This window comes from Kitasatospora mediocidica KCTC 9733, from assembly GCF_000744225.1.
GTDB classification, from domain to species: domain Bacteria; phylum Actinomycetota; class Actinomycetes; order Streptomycetales; family Streptomycetaceae; genus Kitasatospora; species Kitasatospora mediocidica.
Genome location: NZ_JQLN01000006.1, coordinates 822,697 through 837,017, shown reverse-complemented (window position 1 = coordinate 837,017; position 14,321 = coordinate 822,697). Strand labels below are relative to the sequence as shown.

The window sequence follows — 14,321 nt, the reverse complement described above, 5'->3', positions numbered from 1 at the left end:
GGCGTACCGCCGTCCCAGAAACACCCGCACGAGTGATCAAAAGGGCTGTCTGTTCGAAGCCGGACGTTAAACGTCAAGCTGAGAGCCTGTGCCTGAAGCGCTCATGCCATGCGAGGGTGAGCCAGGCGATGGTGTGAGTGCGTACTGCACATTCGTGCAGGCCGTGATGTCGTTCCTTCCGGTTACCCTCTCGAGGCCACGGCATTCGCGGTGGCGGCGGTGCGGCGTCCAATGCCCTGAATCTGATGAGGAGAGCCGGTGCGCGACTATCTCGCTGAGGTCTTCGCCATGCTCGGCCCTGGCGGCGATCGGTTCGCCAATCCAGAGGCGTGGGCCGGCTTGGAGGCCGAGCTCGGCACCAAGCTTCCCGAGGACTACAAGGCGGTGATCGACGCCTATGCTCCGATGCAGGTCAACGGGCACCTCTACCTCAAGCACCCGGCCACCGAGCGCTGGAACCTCGGGAAGGAGATCCGCGAGACCTCCCGAGCCTGGGCCGAGCTCGACTGGGAGCGCGAGGACTGGCTGGAGCCGGAGGAGAACGCCCGCGCCGTCCTCGGCCTGAGCGAGGTGACGTTCGGTACGAAGGACGGCCTGATCCCGCTCACCAGTACCGATCGGGGTGAGTACATCTTCTTGGCCCCGCTGCCTGACGGGACGGGACGACGGATCTGCGCGGTCGAGCACGACGGCTCCTGGTACGAGTACCGGATGAGCTTCGCCGAGTGGCTCTACCGCTACCTGATCGGTGAGGACATGGTCGGCTCGAATAGCTCCGCCTTCTACCCCGGCCCGGTGCTCCTGGAGCCGCTTCCGATGTCACCCGACGACCGCCCCACGCCGACGCACGGCCCACACCGCGGCATGTGACGGACGCGAGCACGTCGACTGACTGTGAATGTCGCCACGTCAACTGCAAGGGGCGTGCCCGTTCTACGCTGGCCGGGTGACCGGTGATCTGGTGCGGTCGTGCCCGGCGTGCGGTGATCGGCTAAGCACGGGGGCTCGGGCGGGGGCGGTGTTCTGTTCGGCGCGGTGTCGGTCGGCGCATTGGCGTTCCGTGCGCCGTACGGGTGTCAAGGTGGCCGCGATCCGGGCGGGTCGCACAGCGGTGTGCCCGGAGTGCGGGCTCTCGTGGACAGTGGGCCTGGAGCGGCCTGCGGGCACCGTGTTCTGCTCGGGGCGGTGCCGAACCCGGGCGTGGAGGCGTCGGGCGGGGCGTGCGAGCGGCTGCGCGCAACCGGAGTGACAGTTCCCAGCTGTCCGGGCCGACCTCACTCTCGGGCAGGTGGCTGGACCACACCAGCCACCAACGACCTGACCAGGGATCCCCTTGGCACTGCGCCAGGCGATGCGCCGATGTCTGCACTGATCGCGCTGGACAGCCGAAACGATCAACACATAGCCTCCCGACGACTATGACGTTGAGAGGAACACCAGTGGCATCCATCCAGCCCGTCGACCCCCGGGAACCGGCCACCAACCTCAAGGTGCTCACCGGTCTGACGAACGTCTGTCTCGTCCTGATCTACACGGCCTTCCTCTACTCGCCCTCACCAGCCGTGCTGGGCCTCCTCTTCCTGCTCACGCTGGGTGCCATGGCGGCCAGCTTCATCGTGCGCAGCGTCTGGATCCGGCGCTGCTGGACCAATGCCGAGGTGCTCGCCCCGGGCAGCCAGCGCAGCAGCCGCAGCTGGGCGGTCGGCGTATGGTTCATCCCACTGGTGCAGCTCTGGCTGCCGCGGCGGGTCACGCTGGACATCCGGCGCGCGAGCGGGCTGCCGGACAACGGGACCGTGAACCTCTGGTGGGGCGTCAGCGTCGCCACCTTCGTCATCGGTACGGCGGCGGGGGTCCGGAGCCTGCACCAAGTGGCCATCCTCGTCGCGTGTGCGCTGGCGCTGGTCAAGGCGGTGGCCTTCATCCGGATCATCGGCCAGGTCACCTCCCACCAGGTCGAGGCCCTCAACCTTCCCCCCATCCCAGAACTCGGAGAGCGGGCCAGCCGGCGCGCCTGAACTCACCCGAGCAGGGCAGCGGCACCCGCTTCCTGGCCTTCTCCGTACTCTGGATCGTCGTGGTCCGTGCCTTCTCTGAACTAGCTGAGCCTTGCGGCACCGTGGCGGGCGGACGGTTGATCCGTCCACCCCAGCCCAGCGGTCCTGCCTTGCCTGCCGACACCCGTGGAGACCGCCTGCGGGGGCGCCCGTGCGCAAAGGACGCGAGCGACTATCGAACTAGTATTCGAGCAGGTGTCCTGCTGGCTCCTCCCCGCGTGCTGTCGTCGCCACTGCGGACGGCCAGCACCTCACTGTCGACATCCCGGCCCGCAGCAGGCGACCGGACGGCCGATGGTGGTACGCGGTCCGAGCCTGCCTGCTCCCCGACCTGACCGTGGAGACCTGGGTGCCCTACCCCACGGTCCAGCCGATCACCGGAGAGTCGCACGCCGCTCTGGACACGGCATCGACGCCGCCGACACCAGAGTCGGTTGCGTGGCTCGTGATCACGATGCCCAGCCACAAACTAGTCCTGCACCGCGACAATGCCACCTGCTGGCTTGACCTCACCGGTTCCCGTCCCATCCCCGCCGACCAGGCACCCGCGCTGGTGGACGCCGGAGCCGAGTTGTGCCATGTGTGCCGGTATTGCGCGGCCCACCAGTGACTCGGGGGCGAGGGTGGCGTGAAGAGCGAGCGGCACGGCCTGCACCTTCGCCAACCTCGAGTGGAGCGGAGTCCGACGGCGTTGCACGCGCCACCCGTGGCACCTCAGGAGTTAGCGAGGGTCAGCCGAGCTCGATCGGGTCCTGGATCATCGATGTCCTCCAGGACGACGATGAGCGCTACCCCTCCCCAAACCCGGGTGCGTCGGCCTGCGGGGTTCTGCCAGCATGTGCGAATGCCCCAGCGTTTCGAACACATGGTCATCCGGCACACGTCCCGCATCCCTGCCCCGACCGGGCCCGTCGGGCAAGGGGGTTCCGCAGCACGGCAGTTCGACGCCGCGCTGATGTCCGTGGGCTTCAAGCTCTCGGCGGATCTTCTGGAGCATCTCTCGGGACTGTCCGAGAAGACGGTGGTCGAGACTGCCGCGCGGGCGATGGAGACCGTGCGCGCGATGGTCGGTGACCATGTCCGGCACAACGTCTACTTCATCGACTTCCCGGCCAACGTGCCGGACACGTTCGACTTCTGGATGCGGTGCATCGCCGGGGCGCTCGGCGACCGCGCCTTGCGCGCGGGCACGGTGGCCCAGCTCCGTACGGGTGTGGTCGACCTGCTGACGCTCCCGTCGTACGGCAACTACCGGCACACGTACGCCGAGATGCTCGCCGCGCACGACGAGCTGATCGCCGTCGCCGGCGACCGCCTGACGGTGCTGCACCTGGGCGGCAGGCCGCACGACGAGGTGACGGCGCTGTACCTGGCCCTGGCGGGCAGCAGCACCCCGCTGGGGGAGGAGGGTCTTGCGGACCTGCGCTCGCTGGCCGGGTACTGCGTCGACGGGCCGCAGCCCGCGGCGATCCCGGTCCGGGAGAACCGCGCCGTCGTCAACGTCGCCCGCCTGGAGGCCGGCGCGGACCTCCTGCTGGACACCGTGACCGACGTGCTGCGCCTGGCCTGCGCGCTGTCGGACGGTGACGTGAGCCTGCTGGAGCCGACCCGGTTCCGGCCGCTGTCCCGACCGGTGCGCCGCGCCCTGCTGGCAGGCCTGGACGCGGTGGTCGCGGCGGCCCCCGGCAAGCTCGCCGACGTCAACGCGCACCGCGAGGCGTTCAAGCGTCTCGGCGAGCGGCTCCACCCGCACGAGTACCCGCGCCGGCCGCACGCCGCCGAGGTCTTCGCGGTGGCGCGTGGTGACCAGGAGGCCAGGTCCTTCGACAGTCGCGTCGAGGAACTGCTCGGTGCCGGCGACGTCACCGGGGCCGTGCGGCTGCTGACAGCCGCGCCGGGCAGGCTGTTCCGCTCGCTGGACCGCCTGCTGCGCGCGTGCTCCACGCAGGACGAGCGCGACGCCGTGGTGGCCGCCGCCGAGCAGGTCGCCCCGCAGGTCGCCGGCCGGGTGCTGCTGTCGGTCCGCGAGCACCTGCAGAACCGCGCGGCGCAGACCGGGTCCGGCGCGCGCCGCGTCTTCGTCAACCGTCTGGGCAGCGCCTGGGTCGCCGACGACACCCGCCCGCCCGTGCCGGCGCCCGAGCGGGGGCGCCTGATCGCCGTGCTGGACGCCGAGACGGGCCGCCGCCTGCCGGAGCCGGGGCACCTGCTGATCGACCCGGACGTCCTGGACGTCGCGCTCCCGCTCAGCGGCAGGGCGACGTCCGGCGGCTTCGGCGTGCTGCCCCGAGGCTCGCTCTCCCCGGTCGACGGCGAACTGCTGCGGTTCTTCGTCTACTGGAAGGAGAGCAGCAGCACCACCGACTTCGACCTGTCGGCGCTGCTGCTGGACGCCGGGTACCAGACCCTCACCTGGCTGTCGTACACCGCCCTGCAGGCAGTTGGGGGCGAGCACTCCGGTGACATCACGGCCGCGCCCGACGGCGCCTCGGAGTTCATCAACCTGCGGTTGGACGTGGTGCGCGGCAGCTTCATCGTCCCGCAGGTCAACATCTACTCGGGGGAGGGGTTCGACGAGGTCGAGGAGTCGTTCTTCGGCTTCATGCTGCGCGACGCGGAGCAGGTGGGCCGCCCCTTCGAGGCGCGCACCGTGCGGATGAAGTCCGAGCTGCGCGGTCCGGGCAGGGTCGCGCTGCCGCTGGCGTTCCTGCGTGGGCGCGACGGCCGCTGGCGCGCCAAGTGGCTGCACCTGTACCTGCGGGGCAACCCGAACTCCAACCAGGTCGAGGGGAACCGGGTGTCGGTCGCCACGCTGGTGCGCGGCGTCGTCGAGCGCGACCACCTCACGGTCCGGCACCTCACGGAGCTGATGGGTCCGCGCGCCACCGCCACCACACTGTGGGACGGCACGACCGTCCCGGACGGCCCGGTCACGTACATCGGCCTGCAGCGTCCGGAGGGACTGCACCCGGACTCCGTGATCGTCACCCCGGAGAATCTGCGCGCGCTGATCCCCGGGTAACTGCTAGCTTTGGTCCCGGCGAGGCCATGGACGGACTTCCTTCTCAACTCACTTGCGATTAGTCCCTCCGCTTTCCTCGCCCTCGACATGACGCCGGGGTGCCGAACAGCACCCCGGCGTCGTCGTCTCCCCCGGTCGGCTCTCTGCCAGGGGAGGCCAGCGGCTACGGGACGTCGCCCTGCCACTGCCACCGCCGCGGATCGGCGTCCGGTCCGTAACAGGCCCGTCCACCGGAGCCGTGGATGCCGATCTCAGTGCTCAGTGCCGCACCGCTGGCCAACTCCTCCTCGCTCCAGCCCGAGACGTCGAGCAGCAGTCCGTCGAGCGGGCCGGCCACCAGCTCCCGGTACACGTGCCCCTCGCGCGGGCCGGTCTCGTCGTCGTGATCCGCACCGTAGACCCGGCCCCGCAGCAACGCCTCGTCGTCCATGCCCGACAGGATCCCAGCCTCCACCGACACCGCGGCCAGCGAACGACAACCCTATGCACCGGATCGCCAGCAGCGCGAGGAAGCGACGTAGGCGTCGCCCCGTGCCCCCGCCCTGCCCAAGGCAGCACCCCGACCGGCACGTCTGCCGCTCGGTGGAAGAGGATGGTTCTGACCTCTTATCAGAGTTTTGTCCTGGGTTGGCTGCAGAGGCGCGCTTCACCTCTCGGGTCGTCGGGGGCGCCCTAGGCTCAGGCGGCATGAGTGCTACTACTGCGCGTGATGCCGGTCCTCTGGCGCAGCTGTCGGAGTACGACCGGGGGTTGCCGCGTAGGAGATCGGCCGCCGGGGTGCTGTTCTTCGACGCCGAGGGGCGGGTCCTGCTGGTTGATCCGGTCTACAAGGAGCCGTGGGAGATCCCGGGGGGCGGGGTGGAGTGGGACGAGTCCCCGAAGGCCGGCGCGGTGCGGGAGGTCAAGGAGGAGCTGGAGCTGTCGCGGCCGGTGGGACGGCTGCTGGGGATGGACTGGGTGGGTCCGCAGCCGGGCCGCAGCGAGGGCGTCATCACGGTGTTCGACGGCGGTGTGCTCACCCCCGAGGACGTGGCGCAGATCCGGCTGCAGGCCGAGGAGCTGAGGGCGATGGAGTTCGTACCGGTGGAGCAGGTGCATGAGCGGCTGATCCCGCTGCTCGCGCGGCGGGCGGAGGCATGCGCGCAGGCCCGGGGGGACGGGACGACCGTCTACTTGGAGAACGGCGTGGCGACGCTGGACTGAACCCTCCCCGCGCGAACGCCGAGGCCCGGTCTCCAAGCATTCGGGGGCCGGGCCTGGGTGTTCGTCGGATCGCGGGTCAGGCGACGGGCGCGTGTGCGGGTTCGTGCTCGGCGGTGCGCGGGGCTGGGATGCGGGCCAGGGTGGTGAGGGTGCGGCCGGCCGAGCGGAGCGGGGAGTCGTGGATGCCGTCGGCGTAGAGGAGGCCGCCGAGGTCGGCGCGGGCCTTGGCCAGGGTGGAGTGGGCCTGGAAGCCGCTGGCGCCGGCGAGCAGGGACAGCTCGGCGACCGCGCGGTTGGCGGTGTCGACGACGGTGGCCTTGACGGAGCGGGGCCAGGTGTCGGCCTGGGGGTGGCGACAACAGGGCAGGACAGGCGGCCGAACACGCGCTGAGTGCCCGGCCGGGGACACAACACGGCGGCCTCCACGTGGGCGCCCACCCGCGCGCGAACACGCGGGCCCAGCGTTCGAAGCGACGGCCGGGCCGCCACCCACAGCGTCCCGGCCCCGATACCGATCACCGCCGGCGCGGTGCCACTGAGCCAACCGTGGCGATCACGGACGCGGCGGGCAGGGAGCCGCTGCTGCCGTTCGGCGGACACGGCTCAGGGCCGCTTCGACTTCCTGGCCGAGCGTAGCCGGGAGATCCTTCCCCGGCCGGCCTGCCAGCGCTCGCGCATCTGGCCGACCACGTTGTCCCATTCGCGGCGAACCTCGTTGTCGGGCGGCCGCTGCCCTTGGCGGATGCGGGCCGTCTCGTCCCGCACCTCCCGGCCGAGCGCCGCCGACCCCACGATGATCAGAACGACCACGAAGAACGCCGAGAGCATCGCGAACACCACACCCACCGCGCCGTAGCGCGCGGCGTAGGAGTTGAACAGGCGCGGCAGGTAGAGCTTCGCGCCCACCGAGTAGACCGTCGTCATCGCGGCCGCGATGACGCCGAACGGTACGAGGTCCCGCAAGACGACCCGCCTCGCGGAGAGGATCCACCCGCCCCAGACGAGGAAGATCCCGGTCAGCGGCACCTCCACCAGGTATGTCCAGAACCCGAGGCGCCCGCGGCCCACGAAGCCGAGAAGCCAGCCGCTCACCGGCACGTAGAGCATGAACGCGAGCGCCCATCGCAGGTCGTTCGCGGTGTTGCGCACACTCAGCGGCTTGAGCTGCCAGGTCTGCTCGAAGAGCCGCTGGACCGCCCGCGCGAAGCTCAGCATGGAGATCGTCAGGAACAGGGCGCCGAGCACACCGGTACTCGTGTCGGTGACCGAGGAGAAGATGTGCCTGACCGCATCGGCCCCACTGCCCGTCAGGCCGTAGCGGTCGATGATGCGCTGAGCCACGTCACTGCCCCCGAAGCGGGCCAGCACGGAGCCGTAGACGATCGCGAGTGGGATCATCGCCGTCAGCATGCTGGAGGCCAGTGCCATCGACCGGTCGAAGCCCGCGATCCGCTGGAAGCGGTTGACCACGCGGAGCGCGAATGCCGGACGCAGCCAGAACGTGAGGTTCCTGACCAGGCGCTCTCGGTTGATCTGCTACTCCCCCGTGTCCTGGCCCGCGGCCGCCTCGTGCTGCTCGGTCACCCGGCCGCTCGCGGCCAGCAGCGCGGGCACGGCGAGCAGGATGAGCAGGATGAGCAGGGTGAGCACCAGGAGCGGCACGGTCAGCACCGTCGGACAGCTCCACAGCGCGAGCACCAGCCCGAGCACCAGGCAGGCTGCGGCCGCGCCCAGCCCGGTCGTGACCAGCGCGCGGCGGCGCCGGCGGGCGAGCGGCACCCCGATCGCGCCGAGCACCACCGTGAAGATCGGCACCCAGTTCCCGAGGACGTCGAGGAGGTGGGCTGCGCCCTGGATCTTGGCGAGCTTGTCCGACTGGAAGAGCACCAGCTGCCTCTCGACCTGGGGGATCTTGTCGGCCGGAGTGAGGCCGGCACTCACCAGGTCCTGCTTGACCGTGTCCACGGCGGTGCCGACGTCGAGGGTGACGGTGCCAGTGCCGCCCTCCACCGCACCCCGGCCGCGGCCGCTGAGCGCACGGACCACGGCGGTGGGGTGCGCCTCGTCCAGGGCCTGCCGACGGACCCTGGATGCGTCCCGCTCCCGCGTGCAGAGCCGGGCGTTGTCGATCGAGACGGCGGTCCGGGTGGCCAGCAGGGACAGCGGCACCAGGATGCAGGTGAGTGTGACGAACACGACCGGCACCGCGCTCATCGCGATCGGGCCGGCTCGCGATGAGCGCGGTGCCGCGCGGCGGGTGTCGAGTCGGGCGCGGGTGTTCTTTCGGACGGCTCGGGCGTGCTCATGGCGCTCCAGGGATGACATGCGGCAGGACACCGCTCGCCTCCATTGACACCCAGGGCGACCGGATCCGCACACGGGGTTGCATGCGATCGGCGGACCGCACCAGTCCCTGATGCCTGCCGCGGCGTGCCGGAGCGGCCGATGGCACGGATCCTGGCATTGCGGGCGGCCGCTGGAGCAGGCGCCCGGCGGCCACCTGGGCGAATCGGAGGGAGCGGGAGTGGCATCGACCGATTCCCACGCGCCCGCGCGCAGCCGTCTGCCGACCCGGCTGGTGCTGCTCTGCCCGCTGGGCTCGCCGGTGGCGCTGCTGGTCGTGAGCGGACGCGGCGGCCTGCTGATCCTCGCCAGCGGGGTGGCCGGTCCGGCGGTCGCGGCGGCCGGGATCTGGTGGGCACTGTCGCACCACGGCGTGGTGCGGGTGGCCGGGGCACTGCTCGCGCTCGCCGCACCCGTCGGCGCCGTGGTGCTCTACGCCTGGGCACGTCTGTGGCCGGCCAACGGGTGAGGCGGCCCATGAGAGACGAGGACGACCGGGTGGAACCGGACCGAGCGGAGTCGGGCAGGGCCGGCTCGACGCGCAGGCTGCTCGCCGCCGTGCGGGCCGATCCCCGGCACATGCCGGAGCTGATGGCCGTGTTCGCCGTCGAGTTCCTCGGCGAGCGCGCGGCCACGACCGTGTCGGACCTTCGCGAACGACATGCCGAGGCGCCGGAGCACGCTCCCGAGCCGGCCGCTCGGGTGGTCCGCGGCGGGGTCCAGCGGTCGGTCGTGGAAGGGTCCTTCCTCGGCGGGCCGTTCATGCTGCTGCTGCCGATCGCCTTCTGCGCGGCGCTGCTGGCCCAGCTGCGGATGATCCTCGAACTGGCCGCACTGGCCGGTCGCGACCCGCGCGACCCGGCGCTGGCGGCCGACCTGCTGGTGGTCCAGGGCGTGTACGGCGATGTCGTCACGGCCGAGGCGGCCCTGCGAGCGGCTTCGAGCAGTCCCGTCGAAGCAGGTGACGTCGAGGCCGGTGACCGGGCCGGGTGGTGGAGCACGGTCAGACGGCAGGCGTACCTGCTGGGTCTGGTGGCCCCCGAGGACCAGCCGCGCGGGCGACTACGCCGGGCCGCCGGGTGGATCGGCATCGGCGTACTGGTCCTCGTGGGGCTGGTGCTGCCCCTCATCTGGGTTCCGGCCTGCGGTGAGATGTACCGGCGGGCGACCGGCCAGCTGGCCGAACGGGGCGCCGCGTACTTCGCGCTGGACCATCAGCAGCAAGCGGCACCGGCGGCCGAGCGGCGCTTCGCGGTGCGTCCGGGTGCGGTGCTGGTGGCGGTACGCACGCTGGTCGTCGGCGTGGTGTCGGTCGGAACCGTGCTGGTGGTCCTGGTAGCGGACCTGCGCCTCTTCACGAGCCACTGGCTCATGGCCATGCTCATCCTGTTCGTCGCCTCCGGTGTCGCCGCTGCTGTCTGGTACCGCCGGCGGCGCTGACCGAGCAGGGCCCGGCGGCTACGACTCGACCTGTCCGGTCGGCCACTTCAGCTCGATCTCGAGTTCGATCTCCCCGTCGCCGACCTCGATCTCGACCTCGCTGCGCAGTTCCTCGGGGATCCGCAGGCTCAGCGTCCCGGGACCGAAGTCCAGTTCGGCGTTGCCGCCGTGCCTCAGCGCGTCCGCGAGCGCCGACAGGCGGTCGGCGGCCTCAAGACGCGAGAGTGAGCTCTTCTGCTCGAATTTGAGGTCCTTCACGACCGCCTCCAATGTCATCGGGTCCTACCGTGCCGGACAGGTCGCTCAAGCAAGGACCTTCGCCTTGGCCTGGGCGTACTCCTCGTCCGTGAGGTCGCCGCTCTTCCTGAGCTCGGCCAGCCGTGCCAGTGCGTCGGCGTGCCCGCCACCCGTGTCGGCGGCGGAGCGGACGTACTCCTGGAACTGCTGCTCGTTGCGCTTCATCTGACGGACGTCGCGTTCCTGCATCCCGCTGCCCCGCACGATCAGGTACACGAAGACGCCGAGGAAGGGCAGGACGACGACGAAGATCGACCAGCCCGCCTTGCCCCACCCCTTCAAGGTGTGATCTCGGAAGATGTCGCCGAAGACCCGGAACAGCAGCATGAACCAGAGCACCCAGAGGAAGAAGATCGCCATGGTCCAGAACAGGTTCAGCATCGGGTAATCCGATGCCAGACTCACCGTGTTGTTCATGGTTTTCTCCGTCGGTCGCAGTCGTAGAACGCTCCCTGAATCCACCATGCCCCGGAATCCCGAGGCGTGCATCACCCCGCCGGTAGGCTTTCCTGCCGCGCCGCCATTCGACTGACCGGCGTGGCGGGTCGCCGGTCCGCGCCCCCGGGCGCGCTCGGAGCATGGCGCCCATGGCAGCCCCTGAGAATTCGACCGCGCCAGGTCTCGTCCTGCTGACGCTGGGGCCGGGCAGTTCCTGATGCTGCTCGACGGCTCCGTCATGAACGTCTCGATCGCTCGGCTGCGGTGGTCTCGACGGGGGCGCCGCTCCGGGACTCCTCAGCTCGGCCAGGCGGCGAGGTCAGTGCGCAGGGCCCGGACCCTGTACCGCTCGAATCCACCTGGCCAGAGCGTTCAGGCGATGATCGTCGGCGCGCGGTGCGGCCCGCTGTCGCAGCGCTTAGAGCGTCCGCCAGTAGGCGTTGACCTGGGCTATCGGATGCGGGGGCTGCGCGGGCGGGTGTCCCACCGGTGGGTGTACCAGGCTCGTCGGATCAGGCTACGGACGGTGATGATGGCCGTGGCCAGAGCAAGGAAGAACTCGGTGCATGCGCGTCGCCGCTCGGTGTTGCGGCGAAACTTGCCGAAGTTGTTCATCCACGAGTTTGTGTGCTCGACCACCCAGCGGCCGTCGGCCTGGATCGGCGTCTTCGTGCCGCGCTTGCTGATTCGTGGCCTGATCTCGCGTTCGGCCAGGGCGGTGTGGACGGGCTGGTAGTCGTAGCCGGCATCCAGGCTTAGCGCCGGGTTCTGCGGTGCGTGGTCCAGGCGTTCTGTCAACTCGGTGAACTCGTCGAGGGTTTCGGGGAGCAGCGTGTGGTCGCGAGTGTTCGCGGCGGCGGGCACCGTGACCACGGGTATCCCGTGACCGTCGGTCAGCTGGGACCGCTTCGTGCCCTGCTTGCCCCGGTCCACCGGAGACTTCCCCGCGCACTGGCCGCCCGAGGGTGCCTTGGTGATGCACCCGTCCGCGGCCAGATCCTCGAGTTCCAGGCCCACTATCTGGTCGTACGCTCGCAGCACCGCGAGAAGCAGGTGGCCGATGACACCGGCCTCGATCCACTCGTCCCGCCGCCGGCGGATCGTGGTCGCCGAACAGGCCCGGTCAGCGACCCGCTCGTAGCTCATCCCCGAGACCAACGCCAGGACAAGCCGGTCGAACACGACCGCGTCCGCGATCCGCGGGTTGTCGCACCCCAACGGGTGCGAATCGGGCCGGGCAGGGAACAGCCCCAGGAACTCCTCACGGCTCGGGTCGATGATGGACGCGGGCACGACGGACACGAACCCCCCAGATGGTCACATAGCGTAGGCAACTCCATGATCATCAAACCCGTCTCCGTCGTGCCATCCTCTCCGTTCTGGCCTACTGGCCGACGCTCTACACGATGAAGCGGTGGATGGCCTCGTTGGCGTGGTCCTGAAACGACGGGTTGGCCAAGTCGGGGAAGATGTCCGCTTGGTCGACCAGGGGGCCCTTCAGCTTGTTGGCCGCGCTGGCGTAGAACACGCCGCTGGACAGGGTCGGGTCGGTGACGCCGTCGACCAGTCGTTTCGCGCCGACCTCGAGCTTGTGGGAGATCCCCAGGGCGGGCAGGACGTACTTGGACGCCAGACGCAGCGGTAGGGCGATGTCGTTGGAGGCTTGGGTGCCGGTGGTGGCGCCGGGGCTCACGGTGATGAAGCGGCGGTCGGGGTGCTGGCGGGCCAGGTAGGCCATCCATAGGGCCCCGATGTACTTGGCCTGCCCGAAGGCGAGGTTGAAGTCGGTCTTTCCGTCGGCGAAGTACCTGCCGTCGATGACGGTGGCGAGTTCATCGGCAGAGGTTGAGGCGAAGGACGGCCGCTTCATCCGCAGCATCGGAAGTCCCCTGGCTGCTTCGCTCCCGGCGAGGACCGCGACCTCGCCGAGCCGCCCCTCGGCCAGGAGTCCTTCGAGGAGGACGACGTGGCCGAGAACATTCGTCGCGAAGACGTTGGTGACCCCGTCAGCGGTCAACTCCATCGACCGCGGGCCGATGACGCCGGCGTTCATGACCAACGCGTCGACGGTTCCGTCGACGGCGGCAAGGCCGGCTCGCACCGAGCCCAGATCGGCGACATCCATGACGACGATGTCGAAGATGCGCCGCCCGGTGACGGCTTCGAGCTCGGCTTTCGCCGTTGTCGCCCGGTCTGGGTTGCGGCAAGCCAGGTAGATGCGGGCCGTCTCCGGTCGCAGAGCCAGTTGCCGGGCCACGTCCTTGCCGATCCCGACGTTGGCGCCCGTAATCATCACGGTCTTTCCCGGGAGTGTGCTCATCGGGATTGCCTCTCATCTTCTGCGGGGCTGCTCAGGTTGGACGGCTCATGCTGATTCGCGGGGCCGGTGCTGCGTTGACGAGTCACGCGGCCCTCAAAGTGGGTTGTGCAACTCAGTCTGACCCGGGTCAGACTGGGCTGTCAAACTCAGAATCGCTACCATGGGTGCATGGCGAACAAGACGAACGATCGGCCGCGGCTCACCGCGAAGGGCGAGCGCGTCCGGGGCCGAATCGTGGAGGGGGCTGCGGCCCTGATCCACGAGCGCGGAGTCGCGGGTACCACCCTGGAAGACGTCAAGGGGGCAGCGGAGGTCAGCGGCTCGCAGCTCTACCACTACTTTCCCGACAAGAACGAGCTCCTGCAGGCGGTCATCGACTACCAAGCCGACACCCTCGTCAATCACAATCGGCAGGCGCTCAGCAGTGAAGACGGAGTCGCAGCCTGGCGGGACATGCTGATCGCCGGGGTGAAGCACGGCCAGGCAAAGGGCGGCTGCCCACTCGGTTCGCTCGGCGGCCAACTCGCCGAGAGCGACCCCGAGGCCCGAGCCCTCATCGCCGCCGGATTCGAGCGATGGTCAGCTGCCATCAGCGAAGGACTCACATCGCTTCACGCCGACGGGAAGCTCGCACCCGGCATCGACCCGGACGCCCTCGCCACCACGATGCTCGCCACCCTGCAAGGCGGACTGCTACTCGCCCAGGTACAACGGAGTACGCGCCCCTTCGAAGTTGCAATCGATACCGTCCTCGCCCTTGCCATCCGGACTTGAGACTCGAAGACCGGTCCCGATAGAAGGGCAACCCCCGGATGGTCCCCGAAGCCACCGGCCTGGGGCCGTCCGTGACAGCTAGGACAAGTCGCCCGTGGGCTTCCCCGCGGCTCACCAACGGGTGCCCCTCTCCCGAGGGTGCCGCTGGGCCCCCAGCAGCCACTCACGCGGCGGAGCCACCGCTGAAGATGAGCGACCTGGTCGCGTCCGTCACCAACACGGCCGACGTCTCCCCCGAGTTCGCCCTGCGCAGCTGCCGGGCGCGCCTGGCAGCCCTGCAAGTAGCCGAGTGGACTCCGCCATGGGCCGCTGAACGATGCGTAGCAATGCCACCAGGCCACCCTCCGCGCGCCGCCCGACGGCTCTGGCCTGGCCCCGCTTATGCAGTTCCTCGGACTCATCGTCGCGTTGAGGCAGAGCGGCACGA

General features: G+C 69.9%; 16 protein-coding genes. 8 read left to right on the top strand and 8 right to left on the bottom strand.

Going from position 1 to position 14,321, the window contains the following annotated elements; genetic code table 11:
* The first annotated feature begins 258 nt into the window (after window positions 1-258).
* From BS80_RS30085 to BS80_RS30070, 4 genes are all read left to right on the top strand, one after another.
* The gene (locus BS80_RS30085; RefSeq protein WP_035803947.1) at window positions 259-870 is read left to right on the top strand and encodes an SMI1/KNR4 family protein; all 612 of its coding nucleotides are present in this window, start codon (window positions 259-261) and stop codon (window positions 868-870) included.
* 569 nt (window positions 871-1,439) lie between these two features.
* Window positions 1,440-2,018 carry a DUF4328 domain-containing protein gene (locus BS80_RS38245; protein ID WP_051967368.1) on the top strand — a complete coding sequence of 193 codons (579 nt, stop codon included), beginning with the start codon at window positions 1,440-1,442 and terminating at the stop codon, window positions 2,016-2,018.
* A 388-nt stretch (window positions 2,019-2,406) separates the two neighbouring features.
* Window positions 2,407-2,667 (top strand): hypothetical protein, encoded by a 261-nt coding sequence (locus tag BS80_RS30075; protein ID WP_035803946.1) that lies wholly within the window; start codon window positions 2,407-2,409, stop codon window positions 2,665-2,667.
* 234 nt (window positions 2,668-2,901) lie between these two features.
* Complete coding sequence (locus tag BS80_RS30070; RefSeq protein WP_035803945.1) at window positions 2,902-5,079, top strand: TerD family protein; 2,178 nt, start codon at window positions 2,902-2,904, stop codon at window positions 5,077-5,079.
* A gap of 163 nt (window positions 5,080-5,242) precedes the next feature.
* Here BS80_RS30070 and BS80_RS30065 read toward each other — a convergent pair whose 3' ends face one another.
* Window positions 5,243-5,509, bottom strand: a complete 267-nt coding sequence (locus tag BS80_RS30065; protein ID WP_035803944.1) for a hypothetical protein — start codon at window positions 5,507-5,509, stop codon at window positions 5,243-5,245.
* A gap of 320 nt (window positions 5,510-5,829) precedes the next feature.
* Here BS80_RS30065 and BS80_RS30060 point away from each other — a divergent pair, with 320 nt between their 5' ends.
* Window positions 5,830-6,282, top strand: coding sequence for an NUDIX domain-containing protein (locus BS80_RS30060; protein ID WP_232246697.1), 453 nt, complete (start codon window positions 5,830-5,832; stop codon window positions 6,280-6,282).
* Between the two features lie 76 nt (window positions 6,283-6,358).
* Here BS80_RS30060 and BS80_RS30055 read toward each other — a convergent pair whose 3' ends face one another.
* The 3 genes from BS80_RS30055 to BS80_RS30045 all read right to left on the bottom strand — a co-directional run bounded on the left by BS80_RS30055 (window position 6,359) and on the right by BS80_RS30045 (window position 8,478).
* On the bottom strand, window positions 6,359-6,691 hold the full coding sequence (locus tag BS80_RS30055; RefSeq protein ID WP_035803943.1) for a hypothetical protein: 333 nt from the start codon (window positions 6,689-6,691) through the stop codon (window positions 6,359-6,361).
* A gap of 194 nt (window positions 6,692-6,885) precedes the next feature.
* Complete coding sequence (locus tag BS80_RS30050) at window positions 6,886-7,752, bottom strand: YhjD/YihY/BrkB family envelope integrity protein (RefSeq protein ID WP_232246696.1); 867 nt, start codon at window positions 7,750-7,752, stop codon at window positions 6,886-6,888.
* 66 nt (window positions 7,753-7,818) lie between these two features.
* A complete protein-coding gene (locus BS80_RS30045) occupies window positions 7,819-8,478 on the bottom strand; it encodes a hypothetical protein (RefSeq protein ID WP_157536676.1) in 660 nt (219 codons plus the stop codon).
* 328 nt (window positions 8,479-8,806) lie between these two features.
* On the opposite strand from BS80_RS30045, the gene BS80_RS30040 reads away from it, so the two are divergent.
* On the top strand, window positions 8,807-9,094 hold the full coding sequence (locus BS80_RS30040; protein ID WP_035803941.1) for a hypothetical protein: 288 nt from the start codon (window positions 8,807-8,809) through the stop codon (window positions 9,092-9,094).
* A gap of 8 nt (window positions 9,095-9,102) precedes the next feature.
* Complete coding sequence (locus BS80_RS38240) at window positions 9,103-10,065, top strand: hypothetical protein (RefSeq protein WP_051967366.1); 963 nt, start codon at window positions 9,103-9,105, stop codon at window positions 10,063-10,065.
* An 18-nt stretch (window positions 10,066-10,083) separates the two neighbouring features.
* Here BS80_RS38240 and BS80_RS30030 read toward each other — a convergent pair whose 3' ends face one another.
* From BS80_RS30030 to BS80_RS30015, 4 genes are all read right to left on the bottom strand, one after another.
* The gene (locus BS80_RS30030) at window positions 10,084-10,323 is read right to left on the bottom strand and encodes an amphi-Trp domain-containing protein (RefSeq protein ID WP_083975575.1); all 240 of its coding nucleotides are present in this window, start codon (window positions 10,321-10,323) and stop codon (window positions 10,084-10,086) included.
* A gap of 45 nt (window positions 10,324-10,368) precedes the next feature.
* Complete coding sequence (locus BS80_RS30025) at window positions 10,369-10,779, bottom strand: SHOCT domain-containing protein (protein WP_035803939.1); 411 nt, start codon at window positions 10,777-10,779, stop codon at window positions 10,369-10,371.
* Between the two features lie 471 nt (window positions 10,780-11,250).
* Window positions 11,251-12,102, bottom strand: coding sequence for an IS5 family transposase (locus tag BS80_RS30020; protein ID WP_035803938.1), 852 nt, complete (start codon window positions 12,100-12,102; stop codon window positions 11,251-11,253).
* A gap of 97 nt (window positions 12,103-12,199) precedes the next feature.
* On the bottom strand, window positions 12,200-13,120 hold the full coding sequence (locus tag BS80_RS30015) for an SDR family NAD(P)-dependent oxidoreductase (RefSeq protein WP_035803936.1): 921 nt from the start codon (window positions 13,118-13,120) through the stop codon (window positions 12,200-12,202).
* Between the two features lie 168 nt (window positions 13,121-13,288).
* Here BS80_RS30015 and BS80_RS30010 point away from each other — a divergent pair, with 168 nt between their 5' ends.
* The gene (locus BS80_RS30010) at window positions 13,289-13,894 is read left to right on the top strand and encodes a TetR/AcrR family transcriptional regulator (RefSeq protein WP_035803929.1); all 606 of its coding nucleotides are present in this window, start codon (window positions 13,289-13,291) and stop codon (window positions 13,892-13,894) included.
* Window positions 13,895-14,321: the final 427 nt, after the last annotated feature.